This window comes from Bordetella holmesii, from assembly GCF_020735985.1.
GTDB lineage: Bacteria > Pseudomonadota > Gammaproteobacteria > Burkholderiales > Burkholderiaceae_B > Bordetella > Bordetella holmesii.
Genome location: NZ_CP085973.1, coordinates 1926824 through 1947859, shown reverse-complemented (window position 1 = coordinate 1947859; position 21036 = coordinate 1926824). Strand labels below are relative to the sequence as shown.

At 63.8% G+C, this 21036-nt stretch carries 17 protein-coding genes and 2 pseudogenes; 11 read left to right on the top strand and 8 right to left on the bottom strand.

The window, feature by feature from the left end; translation table 11 throughout:
- The first annotated feature begins 15 nt into the window (after positions 1 to 15).
- From LK440_RS09285 to LK440_RS09275, 3 genes are read left to right on the top strand one after another with little or no spacing between them, the layout of a single operon-like run.
- Positions 16 to 2304: an NADP-dependent malic enzyme gene (locus LK440_RS09285; protein WP_005013390.1), complete on the top strand. Its 2289-nt coding sequence runs from the start codon at positions 16 to 18 to the stop codon at positions 2302 to 2304.
- On the top strand, positions 2285 to 3496 hold the full coding sequence (locus tag LK440_RS09280; RefSeq protein WP_005013392.1) for a patatin-like phospholipase family protein: 1212 nt from the start codon (positions 2285 to 2287) through the stop codon (positions 3494 to 3496). Before LK440_RS09285 ends, LK440_RS09280 begins: the two co-directional genes overlap by 20 nt.
- Complete coding sequence (locus tag LK440_RS09275) at positions 3493 to 3957, top strand: barstar family protein (RefSeq protein ID WP_005013393.1); 465 nt, start codon at positions 3493 to 3495, stop codon at positions 3955 to 3957. Before LK440_RS09280 ends, LK440_RS09275 begins: the two co-directional genes overlap by 4 nt.
- Positions 3958 to 3967: 10 nt before the next feature.
- On the opposite strand, the gene LK440_RS09270 is transcribed toward LK440_RS09275, so the two are convergent.
- The gene (locus tag LK440_RS09270) at positions 3968 to 4702 is read right to left on the bottom strand and encodes a 16S rRNA (uracil(1498)-N(3))-methyltransferase (protein WP_005019277.1); all 735 of its coding nucleotides are present in this window, start codon (positions 4700 to 4702) and stop codon (positions 3968 to 3970) included.
- 185 nt (positions 4703 to 4887) lie between these two features.
- Between LK440_RS09270 and tkt the strand changes: the two genes are divergently transcribed.
- The 4 genes from tkt (at position 4888) to LK440_RS09250 (ending at position 11036) form a co-directional block, all read left to right on the top strand.
- Complete coding sequence (gene tkt / locus LK440_RS09265; protein ID WP_005013397.1) at positions 4888 to 6927, top strand: transketolase; 2040 nt, start codon at positions 4888 to 4890, stop codon at positions 6925 to 6927.
- A 14-nt stretch (positions 6928 to 6941) separates the two neighbouring features.
- Positions 6942 to 7952 carry a type I glyceraldehyde-3-phosphate dehydrogenase gene (gap, locus tag LK440_RS09260; protein ID WP_005013398.1) on the top strand — a complete coding sequence of 337 codons (1011 nt, stop codon included), beginning with the start codon at positions 6942 to 6944 and terminating at the stop codon, positions 7950 to 7952.
- A gap of 112 nt (positions 7953 to 8064) precedes the next feature.
- Positions 8065 to 9258 carry a phosphoglycerate kinase gene (locus LK440_RS09255; RefSeq protein WP_005013399.1) on the top strand — a complete coding sequence of 398 codons (1194 nt, stop codon included), beginning with the start codon at positions 8065 to 8067 and terminating at the stop codon, positions 9256 to 9258.
- A gap of 146 nt (positions 9259 to 9404) precedes the next feature.
- Entirely contained in the window at positions 9405 to 11036 is a 1632-nt protein-coding gene (locus LK440_RS09250; RefSeq protein ID WP_370510751.1) for a SulP family inorganic anion transporter, read from the top strand.
- Positions 11037 to 11104: 68 nt separating this feature from the next.
- On the opposite strand, the pseudogene fabI reads toward LK440_RS09250, so the two are convergent.
- The 7 genes and pseudogenes from fabI to LK440_RS09215 all read right to left on the bottom strand — a co-directional run bounded on the left by fabI (position 11105) and on the right by LK440_RS09215 (position 18431).
- Positions 11105 to 11869 (bottom strand): annotated as a pseudogene (gene fabI / locus LK440_RS09245) (enoyl-ACP reductase FabI).
- A complete protein-coding gene (locus tag LK440_RS09240) occupies positions 11866 to 13056 on the bottom strand; it encodes an acetate/propionate family kinase (RefSeq protein ID WP_005013406.1) in 1191 nt (396 codons plus the stop codon). Before LK440_RS09240 ends, fabI begins: the two are co-directional and overlap by 4 nt.
- Before the next feature lie 8 nt (positions 13057 to 13064).
- A complete protein-coding gene (locus LK440_RS09235) occupies positions 13065 to 14003 on the bottom strand; it encodes a phosphate acetyltransferase (protein WP_005013409.1) in 939 nt (312 codons plus the stop codon).
- A 3-nt stretch (positions 14004 to 14006) separates the two neighbouring features.
- Positions 14007 to 16561, bottom strand: a pseudogene (locus LK440_RS09230) (DUF3141 domain-containing protein).
- Between the two features lie 309 nt (positions 16562 to 16870).
- A complete protein-coding gene (yfcF, locus tag LK440_RS09225; RefSeq protein WP_005013412.1) occupies positions 16871 to 17506 on the bottom strand; it encodes a glutathione transferase in 636 nt (211 codons plus the stop codon).
- An 86-nt stretch (positions 17507 to 17592) separates the two neighbouring features.
- Positions 17593 to 17922, bottom strand: coding sequence for a DHCW motif cupin fold protein (locus LK440_RS09220; protein WP_005013420.1), 330 nt, complete (start codon positions 17920 to 17922; stop codon positions 17593 to 17595).
- A gap of 26 nt (positions 17923 to 17948) precedes the next feature.
- Positions 17949 to 18431: a GNAT family N-acetyltransferase gene (locus tag LK440_RS09215; RefSeq protein WP_005013421.1), complete on the bottom strand. Its 483-nt coding sequence runs from the start codon at positions 18429 to 18431 to the stop codon at positions 17949 to 17951.
- Positions 18432 to 18646: 215 nt separating this feature from the next.
- Here LK440_RS09215 and LK440_RS09210 point away from each other — a divergent pair, with 215 nt between their 5' ends.
- The 4 genes from LK440_RS09210 to LK440_RS09195 are packed head-to-tail and all read left to right on the top strand — an operon-like array spanning position 18647 to position 20999.
- Positions 18647 to 19588 (top strand): DnaJ C-terminal domain-containing protein, encoded by a 942-nt coding sequence (locus LK440_RS09210; RefSeq protein ID WP_005013423.1) that lies wholly within the window; start codon positions 18647 to 18649, stop codon positions 19586 to 19588.
- 2 nt (positions 19589 to 19590) lie between these two features.
- Positions 19591 to 19905, top strand: coding sequence for a chaperone modulator CbpM (locus LK440_RS09205; RefSeq protein WP_005013425.1), 315 nt, complete (start codon positions 19591 to 19593; stop codon positions 19903 to 19905).
- 57 nt (positions 19906 to 19962) lie between these two features.
- The gene (locus LK440_RS09200) at positions 19963 to 20661 is read left to right on the top strand and encodes an AzlC family ABC transporter permease (RefSeq protein WP_005013426.1); all 699 of its coding nucleotides are present in this window, start codon (positions 19963 to 19965) and stop codon (positions 20659 to 20661) included.
- Complete coding sequence (locus LK440_RS09195; RefSeq protein WP_005013429.1) at positions 20658 to 20999, top strand: AzlD domain-containing protein; 342 nt, start codon at positions 20658 to 20660, stop codon at positions 20997 to 20999. Before LK440_RS09200 ends, LK440_RS09195 begins: the two co-directional genes overlap by 4 nt.
- The last annotated feature ends 37 nt before the right edge of the window (positions 21000 to 21036 follow it).

Genomic DNA, 21036 nt, shown 5'->3' with positions numbered 1-21036 from the left:
TTCCGATCGCCCACCATGGATGCCAATTTTCGCAAAGCCGCGCTGGAATATCACGAGCACGGCCGTCCCGGCAAAATCTCGGTCACGCCGACCAAGCAACTGACCAATCAGCGCGATCTGGCGCTGGCCTACTCGCCTGGCGTGGCCGCGGCCTGTGAAGAAATCGTCGACGACCCGGTCAACGCCTTTCGCTATACCGCTCGCGGCAATCTGGTGGGCGTGATATCCAACGGCACGGCAGTGCTGGGTCTGGGCAACATCGGTGCGCTGGCCTCCAAGCCCGTGATGGAAGGCAAGGCCGTGCTCTTTAAGAAGTTTGCCGGCCTGGATGTGTTTGACATCGAAATCAACGAGACCGACCCGGACAAACTGGTCGACATCATTGCGGGCCTGGAGCCCACCTTTGGTGGGATCAATCTCGAGGACATCAAGGCGCCGGAGTGTTTCACCGTCGAGCGCAAGCTGCGCGAGCGCATGAAGATCCCCGTCTTCCATGACGACCAGCATGGCACGGCGATCACCGTGAGCGCGGCCTTCATCAACGGCTTGAGGGTCGTGGGCAAGGACATCGCCAAGGTCAAGGTCGTCAGTTCGGGCGCGGGCGCGGCGGCCCTGGCTTGCCTGAGTCTCATGGTCGATCTGGGCCTGCCTATCGAAAACGTCTGGGTTACCGATATCGAAGGCGTGGTCTACGAAGGCCGCACCGCGCTGATGGATCCGGACAAAGCGCGTTTTGCGCAAAAGACCGATGCCCGCAAGCTGGCCGAGGTCATCGCCGACGCCGACGTGTTTCTGGGCCTGTCGGCCGGGGGCGTGCTCAAGCCCGAGATGGTGGCCACCATGGCGGCGCGCCCGCTGATTCTGGCGCTGGCCAATCCGACGCCCGAAATCCTGCCTGAAGAGGCACACGCCGTACGCGATGACATCGTCATGGCCACCGGCCGCTCGGACTACTCCAACCAGGTCAACAACGTCCTGTGCTTTCCGTATATTTTTCGCGGCGCGTTGGGCGTCGGCGCCACCACCATCACGCCCGCCATGGAGCGGGCGGCCGTCTATGCCATCGCCGGCCTGGCCCAAGAAGAGCAAAGCGAGGTCGTGGCTGCCGCCTATGGCACCTATGACCTGTCCTTCGGCCCGGATTACCTCATCCCCAAGCCGTTCGACCCGCGCCTGATCGTACGCATCGCACCGGCCGTGGCACGTGCGGCCATGGAAGATGGCGTGGCCACGCGCCCCATCGCCGACCTCGACGCCTATGTCGAGCAGCTGCAGCAATTCGTCTATCACTCGGGCGCGTTCATGAAGCCCCTGTTCGCGTCGGCCAAACGCTTCGTGCGAGAGGGCGGGCGTGCGCGCATCGTCTTTACCGAAGGCGAAGACGAACGTGTCTTGAGTGCCGTACAGGTGGTCGTCGACGAGGGCTTGGCCATACCCATTCTGGTGGGGCGGCCTTCGGTGCTGTCGGCGCGTATCGAAAAATTCGGCCTGCGCCTGCGCCTGGGGCAGGACGTCGAAGTGACCAATCCTGAATACGACGAGCGCTTTCATCAGTACTGGACGACCTACTGGGAGCTGATGTGCCGCCGCGGCATCACCAAAGAGATGGCCCGCGTGGAAATGCGCCGGCGCTCGACGTTGATTGGGGCGGTGATGGTGCGCCTGGGCGACGCCGACGGCATGATCTGCGGGGCGGTGGGCGCCTATCATGACCACCTGCGCTTCGTCGATGAGGTCATCGGTAAGAAACCAGGGGCCAATATCTACGCGGCCATGAACATCCTGCTGCTTAACGAGCGCACCGTGGCCCTGGCCGATACGCATGTCAATGACAATCCGAGCGCCGAGCAGATTGCCGAGATCACGCAGGCGGCGGCCGACGAGATGCGCCGCCTGAACCTGGCACCCAAAGCAGCCCTGCTGTCGCGCTCCAACTTCGGCTCCGGCAGCTCGGCGTCCGGCGCCAAGATGCGTGAGGCGTTGGAAATACTGCATGCCCAGTCGCCTGAGCTCGAAGTCGATGGCGAGATGCATGGCGATTGCGCCTTGGACGAGGCTCTGCGCCTGCGGATTCTGCCGTCCTCCACGCTCAAGGGCGAGGCCAATCTGCTGGTCTGCCCCATCGTGGATTCGGGCAATATCGCCTACAACCTGCTCAAGACGGCTGCCGGCGGCAATGTGGCAGTCGGCCCCTTCCTGCTGGGTGCCAACGCGCCGGTCACTATCCTGACCTCCAGCTCGACCGTTCGTCGTATCGTCAACATGACGGCCATGACCGTGGTAGATGCCAACGTTGCGCGTTGACGCGACGGTCCGCTCACGCGCCACCGGCCTGGTGCTGACCGGCGGTGGCGCACGAGCGGCTTACCAGGTCGGGGTGTTGGCAGCGGTTTTGCAGGTGCTCGATCCACATTGCCGCCCCGGGTTCCCCAACCCTTTCCAGATCATCTGTGGCACTTCGGCCGGCGCGGTAAACGCCGCGGCCCTGGCCTGCCGTGCGGATCGGCCCCATCTGGCGCTGCGGCGCATGCGCCGGCTATGGTCCTCGCTGGACACTAGCATGGTGTACCGCGCCGATACTCCCAGCCTGATCCGAACCGGCGTCCGTTGGCTTGGGCTGCTTTCGCTGGGTTGGATGTATGCGGGCGTGATGCGCAAGCGGCCCCAGTCGCCGCTGGACAGCCAGCCATTGGCCGATCTGCTCGAGCGCCTGCTGAATTTCCGGCGTATGCGTTACAACCTGGCGCACGGTCATCTTTCGGCGCTGGCCATTACGGCATCGGGTTACACCAGTGGCGAGCACCTGACGTTCTATCAGTCAGATCGTCCTATCGAGCCCTGGCACCGCTCGTTGCGCCGCGCTGTTCCCTCGGCCATCGACGTGGATCACGTCATGGCCTCAGCGGCCATTCCTTTCGTCTTCCCGGCTCGGGCCGTGAATGTCCAGGGTCAGACTGAATGGTGCGGGGACGGGTCGATGCGCCAGTTGGCACCCATCAGCCCGGCCATCCACCTGGGCGCTGACCGTGTGTTGGTGATCGGCACCAATTTTCAGGACGAGACCCACCCGGAAAAACGCTCCCAGACGCCGCCCTATCCGTCTTTGGCGCAGGTGGGCGGGCATGCCTTGTCCAGTATCTTTCTTGACGGGCTCTCCACGGATCTGGAGCGCCTGAGCGGCATCAACCGGCTTTTGGCGCATAGTCCTCCCGGGGTGGTGCCGGGCATGCGCCCGGTTGACGTACTGGCCATTACGCCCAGCCAGTCGCTGGACCAGTTGGCACTGGAGCACCTGGACGCCATGCCGGCAGAAGTGCGCACCCTTTTTCGCGTACTCGGTGTATCTTCCGTTCCGGGGAGGTCGGGCGGCGGATCGCTGATGTCCTACCTGCTCTTCGAAGGCGCTTATACGGAACGATTGATAGAACTGGGTTATGCCGATACGATGCGGCGTAGCGAAGAAGTGGTGAAGTTTTTCGAGGAGGCCCAGGCATGACGCGCAACGGCCAGACTACGCTGTTACGACAACTGCGCCGCAGCGGCGCAATCGCGCTCGACGATACGGACAAAGAGTCCATGGTCAACGCGACTCATGAGTTGGGCATGTCCCTGCTCGTGGCCGATTGTGACCGGGCACGCAGCCGCTCCGCGGTCCTGCGCGCCATTGTCAAGGCCGTGGACTTTCCGGAGTTCTTCGGCAGCAATCTGGACGCACTCTACGATTGTTTGTGCGACACCGTGCTGGATCACAAGACCGGCGTGGTGCTCTGGCTATATCGTCTGCACTCCGGTGACCCCGCACTCGAGGAAGACGCCACGGCCATCGAGACCGTGTGCGCCGATGCGGCCGATTTTGCCACCGAAAATGGCCGAGTGTTCTGCTACGTGGTCGAGCATGCAGGCCGTCATCCGGATCCCGAGCCAGGGGTGGCGGCAGCGCCTTACGGCGAGGTCTGAGCCCGGACGGTCAACTCCAGCCGAGCAGGGCGCTGATCGAGGCGATGAGCGCAAGGGCGGCTGTCTCGGTTCGCAAGACTCTGGGGCCGAACCTGACCGAGACGACGCCAGCGGTCTTGGCGGTGGCGATCTCTTCTGCCGACCATCCGCCTTCGGGGCCGATCATGAGGGTCAGCGCCTGGGGGGCAGGCTGCTGGCGCAGCCAGCCGCTCAGATCGTCACCCGCCTGCGGGTGGCACATGAGACGCGGCCCCTGAGCCGGCTGGGCGAGCCACTCGCGCAGCGTCAGCGGTGCGGCAATTTGCGTCAGACGGTTGCGTCCGCATTGCTCGGCGGCCGCTTGGGCCACCCGCTCCCAGTGAGTCAGGCGTTTTTCCAGCCTGGGCCCGCTTAGTTGCAGGACGCTGCGTTGCGCAGCGATGGGCTGCACGGCCGCGGCGCCCAGTTCCACGGCTTTTTCCACGATCCAATCCATTTTGTCGCCGGAGGGCAGCCCCTGCGCGAGGACTATGCGCCCAGGCAGTTCGGCTTCGCGCGGCAGATGCTCGCCCAACTGAGCATGACCCGCTTTGCCTTCGATCTGCAATCGGGCAGGATATTCGCCGCCTTGGCCGTCAAACAGCACGATATCGTCCCCGTCGCGCAGACGCAGTACCCGGATGGCGTGGTGTGCAAGGGCCAGTGGCAGACAAATGCGCTGGCCGGCGGCCAGGGGGGGGTCACAGTAGAAACGAGGCAGACTCATGCGCGAACGGCAAAAACGAGGAAGGAATGCCGTATTTTGGCTCGAAGCCGGCTTCGGACGCCAGCTTTGGGTACGGTTTGCCTGCGCCTCGGATGAGCTTACCCCCAGGTGGTAAAATGTTGTGCTTTCCACCCCCTATCTCTGGCGCCTTGGATGCGAGGCGCCAATGCCAAAGAGCCTTCCGCATGAGCACTCCGATTGTCCCCAAACTAGCCTTGGCGGATGCCATCCGCGTACTCGCGATGGACGCCGTCCAGAAAGCAAATTCGGGGCACCCCGGCGCTCCCATGGGCATGGCGGAAATCGCCCAGGCTCTATGGCTGGGCAACCTGCGCCACAATCCGGCCGATCCGGCCTGGGCCAACCGCGACCGCTTCGTGCTGTCCAACGGCCATGGGTCGATGCTGATCTACGCATTGCTGCACCTGACCGGCTACGCCCTGAGCCTGGATGAGGTGAAGAACTTCCGCCAACTGCACTCCAAAACGCCAGGCCACCCCGAGGTAGGCATTACCGCCGGTGTCGAGACCACCACCGGCCCGCTGGGCCAGGGCTTGGCCAACGCGGTGGGCATGGCGCTGGCCGAGGCGCTGCTGGCCGCGGAGTTCAATCGTCCAGGCCACACCATCGTCGATCACCACACCTATGTGTTCATGGGTGATGGCTGCCTGATGGAGGGCATCTCGCACGAAGCCTGCTCGCTGGCTGGCACGCTCAAGCTGTCCAAACTCATCGGCCTGTACGACGACAACGGTATTTCCATCGACGGCCACGTCGAGCACTGGTTTGGCGACGATACGGCCAAGCGTTTCGAAGCGTATGGCTGGAATGTGATCCGTGGTGTGGATGGCCATGACGTGGCCGCCGTGGACGCGGCCATCAAAGCCGCACGCGCCCAATCCGAAAAGCCCACGCTCATTCTCTGCCGTACCGTCATCGGCAAGGGCGCGCCCACCATGGCCGGGACGCACAATGTGCACGGCGCGCCCCTGGGCAATGACGAGATCGCCGCCGCGCGCACCGCCATGGGCTGGAGTGCCACGGCGTTCGACGTGCCGCAGGATGTCCGTCAGGCTTGGGATTGCCGCGCCGCCGGCGCCGCCGCGCAGGACGCCTGGCAAGCCGTTTTTGCGGGCTACGCCGAGGCGTTCCCGACCGAGGCTGCCGAGTTCTCGCGTCGCATGAAGGGCGAACTGCCTGAAGGGTTTGCGGCCAAGAGCCAGGCGCTCATCGCCGCCACCGCAGCCAAGGGAGAGACGGTCGCCACGCGCAAGGCGTCACAATTTGCGATTACGGAGTTGGCGGGTCTGCTGCCCGAATTGCTGGGCGGCTCGGCCGATTTGACGGGCTCGAATTTCACCGACTGGAAGGGTGTGGGTGCGGTTCGCGCTGCCGAGCAGGGCGGCGTGCATTTTGGCCGCCATATCAACTACGGCGTGCGCGAATTCGGCATGGCTGCCATCATGAATGGCATTGCCCTGCATGGCGGCTACCTGCCTTTTGGCGGCACTTTCCTGACGTTCTCCGATTACTCGCGCAATGCCATCCGCATGGCGGCGTTGATGAAGCAGCGCGTGGTGCACGTGTTCACGCACGACTCGATCGGCCTCGGAGAAGACGGCCCGACTCACCAGTCCATCGAGCATGCCTCCAGCTTGCGCCTGATCCCCAATCTGTCGGTCTGGCGTCCTTGCGATACCGTCGAAACCTCGGTGGCTTGGGATTACGCCGTGATGCGTCCGGCCAGCATCGGCATGGACGTGCACGATGGCGGCCCGACGGCGCTGCTGCTTTCGCGCCAGAACCTGCCCTTTGTGGCGCGCGACGAAGCCACCCTGAAGGCGGTTGCAAAAGGGGGTTACGTCTTGCGTGATGCGCCGCAGGCTCGCGCCGCTATCATCGCAACGGGCTCCGAAGTCGCCATCGCCTTGGCAGCCCAGGAAGCACTGGCCAAGGAAGGTATTGCCGTGCGCGTGGTCTCCATGCCCAGCACCGATGTCTTCGACCGGCAGGATGCCGCCTGGAAGCGCGCCGTGCTGCCCGCGGGCATGCCCCGCGTGGCCGTCGAGGCTGGCGTGACGGCTTTCTGGCACAAGTATGTGGGCCTGGATGGCGCCGTGGTCGGGATCGACCGTTACGGCGAATCGGCCCCGGCCGGTGCCCTGTTCAAGTTCTTCGGCCTGACCACCGAGAAGGTGGCCGAGGCTGTCAAGCAGGTTTTGTAAAAGGAGCTTTCGTCATGACCATTCGCGTCGCTATCAACGGCTACGGCCGCATTGGCCGCAACATCCTGCGTGCCCACTACGAAAACGGCAAGAAGCACGATATCGAAATCGTTGCCATCAATGACCTTGGCGACCCCAAGACCAACGCGCACCTGACGCGCTTTGACACGGCTCACGGCAAGTTTCCGGGCACTGTCGAAGTCGAAGGCGAGTACATGGTCGTCAATGGCGACAAAATCCGCGTGCTGGCCAATCGCAATCCGGCCGAGTTGCCGTGGGGCGAACTCAAGGTTGACGTCGTGCTCGAATGCACGGGCTTTTTCACCACCAAGGAAAAAGCTGGCGCGCACCTCAAGGGCGGCTCCAAGAAAGTCATCATCTCCGCGCCCGGCGGCAAGGATGTGGACGCCACCGTCGTGTTCGGCGTGAATCAAGGCGTGCTGCGTGCCGAGCACACCGTCATCTCCAATGCATCGTGCACCACCAACTGCCTGGCTCCGCTGGTCAAGCCGTTGAACGACACGCTGGGCGTTGAAACCGGCTTGATGACCACGGTCCATGCCTATACCAATGACCAGGTTCTGACCGACGTCTACCACGAAGATCTGCGCCGTGCCCGTTCGGCCACCATGAGCATGATCCCGACCAAGACCGGCGCTGCTGCGGCAGTCGGCCTGGTGCTGCCCGAACTCAACGGCAAGCTGGACGGTTACGCCATCCGCGTTCCGACCATCAACGTGTCCATCGTCGACCTGACCTTCATCGCCAAGCGCGACACCACGGTCGAAGAAGTCAACAGCATCCTCAAGACGGCCGCCGAAGGCGAACTCAAGGGTATCCTGAACTACAACACCGAGCCGCTGGTGTCGGTGGACTTCAACCACAACCCGGCGTCGAGCAACTTCGATGCCACCCTGACCAAGGTCTCGGGCAAGCTGGTGAAAGTGTCGTCCTGGTACGACAACGAGTGGGGTTTCTCCAACCGCATGCTCGACACCACTGTCGCGCTGATGAACGCCAAGTAAGTTGCCATAAGTGCGGAGCTTCCTTCGGGTGGCTCCGGCATGGACAACGGGCCGGACCCCAGGTGCCGGCCTTTTTATCGTCCAGGCACGCTCATAAAAGAAGGAAGACAACATGTCCAAAGTGAACACTCTGTCCGCCCTGGCCAAGGAAGGCAAGCTGGCCGGCAAGCGCGTTTTTATTCGCGCCGACCTGAACGTGCCGTTCGATGACTCCGGGCGCATCAGCGAAGACACCCGCATCCGCGCGTCGGTGCCTGGCATTCGCCTGGCGCTGGATGCCGGTGCGGCGGTGATGGTGACATCGCACCTGGGGCGCCCCAAGGAAGGCGTGCTCACCGAAGCAGACTCGCTCGCCCGTGTCGCGCAGCGCCTGTCGGAAGTGCTGGGCATGCCCGTGCCTTTGCAGCAGAACTGGGTCGACGGTGTGCAGGTCGAGCCCGGCCGAGTGGTCCTGCTGGAGAATTGCCGCGTCAACGTGGGCGAAAAGAAAGACGACGAAGATTTGTCGCGCAAGATGTCCGCGCTATGCGACGTCTATGTCAATGATGCCTTTGGTACGGCGCATCGCGCCGAAGCAACAACGCATGGCATCGCCCGCTTCGCGCCCATTGCCTGCGCCGGGCCCTTGCTTGAAGCCGAACTCGATGCGCTGGGCCGTGCGTTGCATGACCCCAAACGCCCCTTGGTGGCCATTGTCGGCGGCTCCAAAGTGTCGACCAAGCTGTCCATTCTGCAGGCCTTGGCTGGCAAAGTGGATCAACTGGTGGTGGGCGGTGGCATTGCCAATACCTTCATGTTGGCGGCGGGATTGCCTATTGGTAAATCGCTGGCTGAACCAGACCAGATCGCCCAGGCGCGCGCCGTGATCGACATCATGGCCGAGCGCGGCGCGGCGGTGCCGATTCACACCGACGTCGTGTGCGCCAAATCGTTTGGCGCCGAGGCCCAGGCCAGCACCAAGGCCGCGAGCGATGTCGCCGACGATGACATGATCCTGGATATCGGTCCGCAGACAGCCCAGACGCTGGCGGAGATCCTCGAGAAGGCGGGCACCATCGTCTGGAATGGCCCGGTCGGCGTGTTCGAGTTCGATCAGTTCGCCAATGGGACCAAAGTGGTGGCCCAGGCGATTGCCGACTCCGAGGGCTTTTCGATTGCCGGCGGAGGCGACACGCTGGCGGCCATCGCCAAATACCACATCGGCGACAAGGTCGGCTATATCTCGACTGGCGGCGGCGCCTTCCTGGAGTTCCTGGAAGGTAAGTCACTGCCGGCGGTCGCCGTACTGCAGGAGCGTGCGGTCTGATCCGCATAAGACGGCCTTGGCAGGCGTAAGATCGGGTCCTGGCCATTTGTGTGGCCAGGCCCCGGTTGCTTGTGCATGTAATCCATTTTTAGTTGCCGATGAACGTCAAATCCCTGCTCGGACCCAGCCTCACAAAGTGGCGCGGCATGACTGCCCGCTCCGCACGTCAGGATGCGATGGCCGGTTTGAGTGTGGCAGCCGTGGCGCTGCCGGTTGGCCTGGCCTATGCCAGCATGATGGGCCTGCCTGCCGCCAGCGGTTTGTGGGCCGCCATTGCCGGCATGCTGGGTTATGCCGTGTTCGGCGCGTCGCGCACCCTCGTCGTCGGTCCTGACACCGCGACCTGCACACTCATTGCCGCCACCCTGACCGGGCTGTCCATCGTGGACCCGCAAGCGCGTCTGGCAGCGGCAGCCGGCATGGCCGTCGTGGTGGGGTTGGGCTGCTTGCTGGCGCGCATGTTTCGCCTGGGCGTGCTGGCCAACCTGCTGTCGCGACCCGTGTTGGTGGGGTATATGGCAGGCGTGGCCATCACACTGGCGTGCTCCCAATTGGGCACGCTGACCGGAGCCGGGCCGCGACCCGACGATCTGTTGCGGCCGTTCGAGGCCGTCACGCGGCTCATCACCCGAGCGCAACCCGCCACGCTGATCCTGGGGCTGCTTTGCTGCACGGCCCTGGCCGCGCAACGGGTGTGGCGGCCGCGCTGGCCAGGCGCCATCATTCTGGTCGCCGTGACCTGCCTGCTGTCCTGGTTGCTGGACTTTCCCAAACTGGGCGTGGCCGTAGTGGGCGATGTGCCTGCGGGCTTACCCGCTTTTACGCTGCCGGAAGATTTCCGCAATGTTCCCGGGTTTTTGTTGGGGGCAGCGGGTGTTTTGCTAGTGAGTTTTTCCAGCGGTATCGTCACGGCACGCAGTTTTGCCACGGTCAGTGGCGAAGAGGTCGAAGCCAACCGCGAACTGGTTGGGCTGGGGGCATCCAATCTGGCTTCCGGACTTTTCCAGGGGTTCGTCGTAACAGGCGCGGATTCGCGCACTGCGGTCAGCCTGGCCGCGGGAGCGAGCTCGCCCCTGGCCAGTGTCGTGGCCGCACTGACATTGGCGGTGGTTCTCAGCGTGGCCACGGGGCTGCTCTACTGGTTGCCGCAAGCCACCCTGGCCGTGATTCTGCTCTTTGCTGCCATGCACCTGTTTCAATGGGGAGCGTTCGTGCAATTGGCACGCATTTCCCGCGCAGAGTTGGGCTTTGCGATGCTGGCTGCGGTGGGCGTGGTGATCTTCGGCGTGTTGGGTGGTGTCATCACGGCCGTCACGGCTACGCTGATGTATGTCATGTATGTCACGGCCAATCCGCGCGACGCTTTGCTGGGGCGCCTACCCGGAGATCGCGCGCTGTGCAAACTGCATCTGAATCCCACGGCCGAGCCGGTGCCGGAGACCGTCATCTGGTTGTTCGAATCGTCGATCTGGTTCTTCAATGCGGACGCTTTTCGCCGGCGAGCCCGTGACGTGGTGTCGCTGGCAGGCAATGCCCGATGGTTCATTCTTGACGCTGAAGCCATGACGCATGCCGATGCGGATGCGGTAGACGCTTTGTTCACGCTCAAGCGGGAGCTGCAGGCGCGTGATACGGTCATGATGATTGCCGGAGGCCACGGCCTGTTTCGTACCGCCATGGAGCGCAGTGGCCTGATCGAAGCCGTGGGCGCGGAGCGCGTATTCGTCAGCGTCGAACAGGCTGTCGCAGCCATCGAGCGGCATAGCGTGCCGGTCTGAACGACGCGCGCCTTGCTGTCGACATGGCTGCGCCGCCGGCACTGGCGAACGAGCGGGCGCAGGCGCCATCAATCGACGATGTGATAGCCGCCGTCTATGTAGATGGTCTGGCCCGTCATGCGACGTGCGGCGTCTGTGGCCAGCCAGGCCGTGGCTTCGCCTACGTCGTCGATGTCGACCAGGCTGCGTATCGGCGCCTTTTCCTGGGCTTTATAGAGCAAGTCGTCAAAACCGCTGATGCCGCTGGCGGCCCGGGTCTTCAAGGGACCGGGTGAAATGGCATGGACACGTATGCCTTGCGGGCCGAGCTCGGCCGCCAGATAGCACGTGGCGGACTCCAGTGCCGCCTTCACCGGGCCCATCATGTTGTAGTGCTCGACGACCATTTCGGAACCGTAATAGCTCATGCAAAAGAGGGTGCCGCCGCGAGGCATGAGCGGCTCGGCCAGATGCGCCATGCGGATGAAGGACCAGCAGGAGATGTCCATGGCGGTCAGAAAACCCGCGCGCGAGCAATCCGTCACGCGGCCCTGGAGGTCGTCTCGAGGTGCATAGGCGATGGCGTGCAGCACGAAGTCCAGTTCGCCCCATTCGGCGGCGAGACGTTAGAAAACGGCTTCGAGCTGGCCTGATTGATTCAGGTCCAGCGGCATGAGCAGCGTCGTATCGAGTTGGCGGGCCAGCGGCTCGACATGGGGGAGGGCCTTGTCATTCAGATAGGTGATGGCCAGTTCGGCTCCCATGGCGCGGAAGGCTTTGGCACAACCCCAGGCGATGGAGTTGCCGTTGGCGATACCGGTGATCAGACCGCGTTTTCCAGCAAGCGCTTTCATCGTGCCGAAACCAGATCCAGCGTGTGCTGCGCAATGATGAGTTCTTCATTGGTGCGCACGACGTACACGCCTATCTTGCTGTCTTCAGTGCTGATGCGCGGCCCATGGCCCTTATTGCGCTCGTCGTCGATGTGTACGCCCAACCATTCCCAGTGGCGCGCAATGCGCGCCCGCATGCTCGCGGAGTTCTCGCCGATGCCGGCGGTGAAAATGAAGGCATCGATGCCGTTCATGGCACAACCCAACCCGACCATGCCCTCGGCCACCCGCCAGGCAAAATAATCCAGCGCCAGGCGTGCGGCCGGCGCATCGCTGGCTTCGAGTTCGCGCATGTCATTGCCGATGCCGGACAGGCCCTTGAGCCCGCACTCGTGGTAGAGAAAATGCTGGATCTCGTCGTGGCTCATGCCACGTTCCATGAGCCAGAGCCCGATGCCGGGGTCCAGACGGCCGGGGCGGGTGCCCATGGGCAAGCCTTCAAGTGCGGTAAAGCCCATGGTGCTGTCCATGCTCTTGCCGTCGAGCATGGCGCAGGCCGAGACGCCCGACCCGAGATGAGCCGCAACGATCTTGCCCCCCTTGAGGTCGGGCAGGGCGCGCTGGAGACGCTGCGCCACGTACTCGTATGACAAGCCATGAAAACCGTAGCGGTGCACACCTTCCTGATACATCGTCTCGGGTACGGCGTATCGATCGGCCACGGCCGAGTGAGTGCGATGAAAGGCGGTATCGAAGCAGGCCACTTGAGGCAACGCGGGCAGCCGCTCGCGGATGACTTGTATGGGAGCCAGATTGTTGGGTTGATGCAAAGGCGCCAGCGAGGTGTAGCTTTTGAGTTTGTCAATGATGGCGTCATCGACCAGCACCGGAGTGTGCAAGTCGGGACCACCATGCACGACGCGGTGCCCTACGGCCAGCGGCGAGCCGCTCAGGTGGCCACTGAGCCAGGTGCCGACGACTTCCTGGGCATCGCGCACATCCGCGGCGTGGCGCGGCGCGATTTGTCGATCGGTCATGGTCTGGCCGTGGGCATCGCGCACCACCAGGCGTGAATGCTGCGTGCCTATGCCTTCGAGTTGTCCGCCCAGGATGGGGCTGAGCTCGCGCGCCTCGCTGATGCCATACAGATAGAACTTGATGCTGGAACTGCCCGCGTTGATGACGAGGATGGTGTTCTGGCTGTTCATCGACGGCCTCATTGAATCGGAGCGTTGCGGGCCAGATGGTTGGCGTAGATCATGGCTACTGCGCACGAGGCCAGTCGTGAGCGTGCGCTGTCGGCCCGACTGGTCAGGATGATGGGCACGCGTGCGCCCAGCACGATGCCGGCAGCATCGGCGCCGGCCAGAAAGGTGAGGTTCTTGGCCAGCATATTGCCGGCTTCCAGATCGGGGACGACCAGGACCTGGGCGCGGCCAGCTACGGGCGATACGATGCCCTTGACCTTGGCCGCTTCGAGGCTGATGGCATTGTCCAGCGCCAATGGACCGTCGAGCAGGCCGCCCACGATCTGGCCGCGATCGGCCATTTTGCAAAGCGCAGCTGCCTCCAGCGTGCTGGGAATGGTTCGTGTGACCTGTTCGACCGCCGACAGGATGGCGACGCGAGGCGCACCCAGCCCCAAGCCCAGGTGTAGTTCGATCACATTGCGGATGATGTCGGCCTTGGTATCCAGATCAGGGAAGATGTTGATGGCCGCGTCCGTGATGAACAGCGGCTCGACGTAACTGGGCACGTCCATGACGAAAACATGGCTGATCCGCCGCCCGGTGCGTAGACCCGTGTCGCGTGCCACCACGTCATGCATGAGTTCGTCAGTGTGCAGACTGCCTTTCATGAGCAGCGATGCTTGCCCGCAGCGCACACGTTCGACCGCGGCAGCCGCCGAAGCATGGCTGTGCGGAGTATCGACGATTTCCACCGACGTCAGGTCCAGGCCGCACTGCTCGGCCACTTCGCGGATTTTGCGTTGCGGACCGACGAGAATCGGCACCAGCAGGCCCAGCCGGGCCGCCTCGATGGCCGAACTCAGGGACGCCTCGTCGCAAGGGTGGGCGATCGCGCAAGTGGCGGCAGGCAACTCGCGCGCGCGTTCGATCAGGCGTTCGTAGTGGGGGGCACGGGATTCTGGCATGGATCAGTCTCCAATACTTAGCCGCGTTTGCGAGTGCGCGGCTGCTTCAGCGGGATGACATCGGCGCTCTTGCGCGCCGGCTTGTCTGCCGTTTTCGCAGCGGCCGTCCTGGCGGCGGTTGTGGACTTCTTGGGGGCAGCCTTGCGGGTTGCCGTTTTGCCAGGAGTTTTCGTCGCGACCTTGGTGGCAGCGGTCTTGGTGGCCGTTTTGGCGGCTCGGCCGGCAGCGGGCTTGTCCGTCAGGCGGCTGGCGCGGCGTTTGTCCGGCAGCTCCAGCCCCGAGGCTTGCAAGGCGGCGCGGCCAACCTCCGTGGCCCCGAACGCGTCGATCAACGGCAGTTGCGAGAGGTCCTGGGGCTGGCCGCCTTCACGGCGTCGTGCCCGCCGCTCGGCTGTCTCGAACAGGCGCTCCATCTCCTGGAGCACTTCCTGAGCGCGCGGTGTCAGCGGCTGCGTGGCTTCGACGATGTGGCGCATCGTGGCCAGTATCAGGCGGATACCATCGGCCGAGACATTCTCAAGCAGCTTGGGGATGGCTCGCACCGCAGCCGGCCCGTCCATCAGCATGAGCAGCGCCTGGTCGCGCACGGCGTCTTTGAAACCTTGCAAGGAGATGCTGGTCTCGGAGTCGGCGCGCAGCCGGCGGATCATGGCGTAACTGCGTTCATCCAGGCCGCCGCCGGCCCCCGAGACGGCCAGCACCATGCGGATGGCGGCTTCGCGTGCGCCGCCCTGGTTCATGCGCGCACGCAACTCTGCGTGGCGCGTGCGCATGAAGTCCAGGTGCTCGGGCGAGACTCCTGGATGTTTACGTGGCGCACCGGGGCGTGCGCCCAAACCGGCCAGATTCTGCGCCGGCAGCGAGCCGTAGATATTCATGAAACTGCGTTCGACGGCCGCATCCCGCAACTCGGTGAAGATCTCCAATCCGGCCACAATGGCCTGTGAGACCATCTGCTGGGCCACGAGAAAGGGGTTGTCGGCAGCGATGGGTTCGCGGTGTTCACGCACCTGCTCGGCGACCTGGGCGATGGGCGCAATGGCAGGATTGCGATCGGAGATCAGTTCGTAAGGCAGGCGCAGCGGATGCAGGCGTTGTGCCCACTCGGCCGTTTGCGGCGTGACGGCAGCTTTCACCCACGGCTGCACGAAGCTGCGGTACATCCCCAGATTGATGTCCGAGATGCGGGCGACGGCGGCAAAGCGGCGGTCGTCTTCCTCCAGCCGTTGCACGATCTCGCGCACGTCATCCAGGTTCCGGCGGGCGAACGACAGCACGTAGTTGCCCTGGGCCAGGTCGGCGTTGGCAGTCTGCGGCGTTTTATCGGCGATCTCGGTCTGGTAAATACCCGGTGGCAGAACATCGATCATGTCGATATTGCTGGTGAACTCCTGATGCTCTTTGCGTGCCACACTGCCGGACACGAAGATGCCCAGATGGCCGACGCTTTCGTGCACGGCATACACGATGGTCTGCCCATGGGCGATGACCTCTTTGTCATCCTGATAGAGATCGGTAATCCAGCCCAGCGCCTGAGGCGGCGGCGTGATGTTGTCACCCTTGGAGCAGAACACGATGATGGGTGATCGGATATTGCGCAGATCGATACGGATGCCATCGGAGGTCACCAGGCCGGCTGTGGCCAACCGGTTGCCGATGAACAGGTTGTCGACGATGTACTGGATTTCAGGGGCATTCAAAAAGACATGGCCGCCCCACTATTTTTCGAATTCGAGGTAACGCGGCGCTTCGGTATCGACTTTGGAGTACAGGTTGTACTGCTTGCTCCACAACGTATTGGCCGGGTTGAGGTTCTCGAAGTTCTGCACCAGCCAGGCGCCATCGAACTTGCCGTTGCCCATATCGCTGGTCATCTCGGTCAGCCAGGAACCGCCCAGCAGGCCGCCCGAGTAACGCATGGGATTCTTGTGGCGCCAGCCTGCCCAGTAGGAAAGCGGGGCACCGGCGACGATGATGGGTCCGAACAGCTCAGGCCGCATGGCGGCGGTCATCATGATCTGCCAGCCGGCCTGGCAATTGCCCACGACTACCGGCTTGCCCTCGGCGTCGGGATGTCGGGCGATGATTTCTTCGAGAAAGCGCGCTTCGGCGCGCATGACGTCCTCGACCGTCTGGGTCGCGGTGGGTTGGGGCAAGAACGACGCGAAGTAGCAGGGGTGGCCCGCGCGGACCGCGACGCCGATTTCGCTTTCGGGCTTGAAGCCGCCTATGCCGGGGCCGTGTCCGGCGCGCGGGTCGACCACCAGGAAGGGTCGTTTTTCGGGGTCAGCGGGCGTCTCGGCCGGCGGCACGATGCGCAAGAGCATGTAATTGACGGGACGCTGGAACTCTCGTGCATCGAGCAGCACTTCGGAGTCCATGGCCAGCACATTAGGCTCGTGCTTGGCCATGTGCACCAAGTACTGGTTGCCCCGTTGGCGCATGACGTCCGTGTAGAGCACGCTACGTTGCCAGGCATCGACGCCATAGGCATAGGCGGCTTGCCACAGGGCCGGGCCGGGTAACGCCTGCAGCGTGTCGGCAGACAGGCCTGGCAGGGCCGGCTTGAACCAGGAAGAAAGTAGTGCCGTGTAAGGATCACCCTGGCCTGCGGGCGTGCCGGTGGGGGGGACTGGGGGGCGTTGCCCTTAACTGCCATGGCGGTCTCCTGCTTGATCGGCTTTTGGCCGGCTCCCCCAAAGGGGGTGGATAACTCCATTACACCCCAAACTCATGCTGCGCTGCAACAATGGGGTTTGGCTGGCGCCGAATACCGGGCAAACCGGATCAGGCTGACCGCCTCGGCCGGCTGCGCCCCACGGCCGGGGTGGCCAGTGCGGACAGGCTGTCGCCTGGCCCAAGGCCGCCTAACTGCGCGCCTCCTGATTGTGCCGCAGCCAGCGTTGCACGGCTGGCCTTTGCCATTGGAGGTCGGCGTAGGCGGCAAGCCAATCAGGCAGTTCAGCTCGCCGCAGGCGCTTGAGCATCACCGCCAATTCGGTGTCCGCAATAGACCAGGTGTCGAACAAATTAGTCTGTCCCGGTTTGAGCAGCAACTCAGCCACCCGCAGCAGCTTGGCCATGGCGGGCATGGCGGCATCGCTCAGGGACGCATCGGCTTCGCTGTGGAAGACCGCAATCGTGCTGCGCTCTTGCCGCAATGCCATCAGGTCGCTGCGCAGCCAGGCCTGCAACTGCCGCGCGCGGGCGCGCAGGCGTACATCGGCCGGGTAGAGCGCCACATATTCCGGCGCCGGGAAGCACTCTTCGAGGTATTCGAGGATGGCGCTGGACTCGGTCAGATGAAAGCCGTCGTGCGACAGGGCCGGGACGCGGCAGGTAGGTGCCCGTTGGGTATAGGGCGCCATGAATTGTTCACGGGCGTCCAGGTCGACCAGACGGACTTCGAAGGGCAGGCCTTTTTCCTGCAGGCCCACGTGCGCCGACATGGCATAGGGACTGAGAAAATTGGAATCGAGGTAAAGGGTCAGTGCAGGGTTCAACAGAGATCTCCGACAGCGCAGTGCGTCTGCTCTCCAAGCGTAGCGCAAGCGCTACGCCGGGTCACCGGGCCTGTGGCGTGGTGGCCTCAATCAACAATGAAAAGGCGGGCCCCGACTGGGGTGGATGAGCGATGGGCTTCGGCCTGGTCGGCTACCTGATAGCTTGTGCCGGGAGTCAGGATGAAGCGCCGACCATCTTCCAGTTCGGTGTGCAGCTCGCCCTCGAGGCAGAACAGGATATGGCCTTTGTGACACCAGTGATCGGCCAGGTAACCGGGCGTGTACTCCACCATGCGGACCCGGATGTCGCCGAACTGACACGTGCGCCAAAGCGCCTTGCCAGTGTCGCCCGGGTGTTCGGTGACAGGCACCTCGCTCCAGTCGGTCACGCCAAAAGGGATGTCTTGCAGCTTCATGATTGAGCTCCAGATCTGCGGTGGGTTCAGGCCAGTTTCTTTTGCCAGAACTGAGCCTGGCCGGTGGTTTCGTCCAGGGTGTAGCCTTCGTAGCCGGCCTGGCTATAGAGCGCGCGGGCGGGTTCGTTGCCTTGCAGCACTTCCAGCGTAATCTTGCAGCACCCCAGCTCGCGCGCCAGGTCGTCCAGCGCAGACAGTAGTTTGCGGCCGACGCCCTGGCCTCTGAAGCGGGCCGAGACCATGAAGTCGTGCAGATTCAGCAGAGGGCGGCAGGCAAAGGTCGAAAAGCCTTCGAAGGTGATAGCCAGCCCCGCGGGCTGCTCTTGTGACCAGGCCAGGAGCACGTGCGTGCCTGGGCGGCGCGCCAACGCGCCAATGAGGTTTGACCGGGTATACGCAGGTAGCGGTTGCGAGCCCCCCATGGGGTCACGGGCGTATTCATCCAGCAAGTCCAGCACAGCCTGCGCATGGCTGGGGTCCTGTAAATTGGCTTGGGTGATGACGGTCACGGCAGTCTCTGACTCGGTGTTGATGACGATCCGTGATTATGCCGTGCGCCGCCGCAGCCTCCGTGGCGATTGAAAATTCACGGCATAACCCCTATCTTGTAGAAATTGCACGGCTTGCGTGCCGACGCCCGCGCCAAGCGCGGCTGGCCGGTGCCGGCTGTTGATCCCCACCGGGCATGGCCCTGTGGCACTCACTCATGGAAGAGAGCCGGAATATGGAGTTCAAGGACTACTACAAGATTCTCGGCGTGGAGAGCTCCGCCTCCGAAGACGACATTCGCCGCGCCTATCGCAAGCTCGCACGCAAGTATCATCCCGACGTCAGCAAAGAAGCGGACACCGAGACCCGCATGCGCGAGGTCAACGAAGCCTACGACGTTCTGCGCGACAAGGAGAAGCGACAAGCCTACGACAACCTGGCCGCAGGCGTGTCGCCCGATGGCGGGTTTGAGCCGCCGCCAGGCTGGGACCAGGGGTTCGAGTTTCATTACCAGCCCGGCGAAGGCGACGGCGACGGTCGGTTCAGCGGCTTCTTCTCGGCACTGTTCGGCGGCCAGCAACGCAACCGCGCCCGCCAGGAGAATTTCCGCGCGCGCGGGCAGGACCAGCACGCTGCCATCGAGGTCGACATCGACGATGCGCTGGGCGGCGCCACGCGTGAGATCAGCCTGCGTTCCATGCAGGCCGACGCCCAGGGCCAGCCGCAGATTCATACCCGCACGCTCAGCGTGAATATCCCTGCCGGGGTTCGGGAAGGACAGTTCATACGCTTGACCGGGCAGGGCATGCCCGGCTATGGCGGGGGCGAAGCGGGCGATCTTTATCTGGAAATCCGCTTTCGGGCCCACGATCGGTATCGCGCCGAGGGTCGCGATCTGTACATGGAGCTGCCTATCACCCCCTGGGAAGCCGCGCTGGGCGCTTCCATCCAGATCCCTACGCCGGGTGGCCAGTTGGAAGTGTCTGTGCCCGCCGGTTCGAAAAGTGGCCGCAAGTTGCGGCTGCGCGGCCGCGGAATCCCAGGCAATCCGCCGGGCGATCTCTATCTGGTGCTTGAGCTGGCGCTGCCGCCTGCCGACACGGAGGCGGCACGCCAGGCCTATAAAACGCTGGCTGAACAACTGCCGTTCAATCCGCGTCGCCATCTGGGGGTTTGAAGATGAAATCCGTCACCATCACGCACACCACCGTCATCTGCCCTACTGATCCGCTGACCGCCGAGGAGTTGGCTCGCGCCTGCCAGGCGGAGATCGATTGGGTCGTCCGCCTGGTCGAAGTGGGGATCGTTGCCGCGCACGGCAGTCACCCCGCGGCCTGGCGTTTCGAGAGCGCCGATCTGAGCCGTGCCCTGGGCGCGCGGCGTCTGGAGCGCGACTTTGGCGCGGGACTCGACGCGGCAGCGCTCATTCTGGACATGGAGCAGGAAATCCGCCGTCTCAAAGGGCAAATGCGCGCGCTTGGCCTGAGCCGATAAGGGTCCGACAGGTTCGGCCACTCTTTACAATAAGGGGTTTACACAAGCTGTGAACCCATGAAACGCGATGTCTTAGCCGTGCCCGCAGGCACGCAGGCAGGTCTGCGAGCCTGCGTGCCTGTGATGATCGGCTACTTTCCTGTGGCGGTGGCCTTTGGTATTGCGGCGTCCGGGGTCGGTCTGGCACCTTACCAAGTCATCCTGATATCGACGCTGGTGTATGCCGGCGCAAGCCAGTTTCTGCTGCTGGCGTCCATCAAGGCGGGCACGCCCTGGATATGGGTGGTGGCCCTGTGCTCGGTGCTCAACGCACGGCATTTGCTCTATGGTCCCATCCTGGCCCGGCTGTTGCCGCCGTCACTGCGTACGCGGCTGCGGTTGGCGTTTCTGTTGACCGACGAAGTCTTCGCCACGGCACTGCATCAGCTCGCAGAGGTTTCGCCCGCGCAGCGCGGGCGCTGGATGGCGGCGCTGGGGCTGGCAGCCTGGTTGACATGGATCGCGGGTACGGCCGTCGGCGTGTATGCCGGCGACGGCCTGGAGCAGCACTATCCGGTGCTGTCGCGAGTCATGCGTTTTGCCCTGCCGGCGCTCTTTCTTGCTCTCGTATGTCAAACCGCCAAGCGCGGCCTGCTGCGGCCGCTGTTGGCCGGTTTCGGCGTCAGCGCGCTCTTGACGGCGGGGGGCTTTGGCACCCTGGGTATTTTGCTTGGCGCACTGGCCGGTTGCCTGTGCTTTCGCAAGGAAAAAGCATGAGCGGTGGGTTGCAATTCTGGGTGGCGGTGCTGGCGATGGCCGTCATCACCTATTTGACGCGCGGGCTGCCGTTCATGCTGTCGGCGCGCAACCGGCTGCTGCGTAAACTCACCGAAGAGGGGTCAAGATTGTCTGCCCTGGGCCCGGCGTTATTGGCCGCGATAGCCGCCGCCGTGATCGTGCCGGACCTCTGGGGGGAACAGCGCGTCGCCGATCTGGCTCCCTATATGGCGGGTCTGGCAGCGACAGCCTTGACCGCCCGGCTGGCCGGCAACAGCGGCGTGGCCGTTATTGCCGGGCTGCTTGTCTACGGCGGCGTGCTGGCGGGGCTCGGCTGACCGCCTTTCGGTGGCGCCGCAGCGGGCCCCAGCCGCG